The following is a 245-nucleotide window of genomic DNA, read 5'->3' as shown; positions in this document are numbered from 1 at the left end:
AATAAACAGACAGTAGAAAATAATATTGGCGATCTGACTGAACATGCGGATACGCATGGAGGCAATCTGACCGCCCTGGGTCATATCCTTTGCGTTAAAACTCATGATGAAACTCCGGGAAAATCTGGAACAGGGCAGAAAAGGATGATGTGGGATTAATTCACAGAAACAGACCAGGTATACCCTGTATGCCGGTGGTGATACCCGCCTGCAGTCCTGCCGGAAGAGACCTTCTCTGTAACAAT

At 46.5% G+C, this 245-nt stretch carries 1 protein-coding gene; it reads right to left on the bottom strand.

All coding sequences use genetic code 11. The features are described 5' to 3' along the window. Window positions 1–105, bottom strand: a 105-nt coding sequence (locus C7B16_RS25930; RefSeq protein WP_107180303.1) for a conjugal transfer protein TraD, incomplete at its 3' end; no start/stop codon positions are given. Window positions 106–245: the final 140 nt, after the last annotated feature.

Origin of the sequence: Escherichia sp. 20412-1 (assembly GCF_003027595.1) — a bacterium.
Lineage (GTDB): Bacteria > Pseudomonadota > Gammaproteobacteria > Enterobacterales > Enterobacteriaceae > Escherichia > Escherichia marmotae.
The sequence above is the reverse complement of the archived record's forward strand: the minus strand, read 5'-3'. Positions and strand labels throughout refer to the sequence as shown.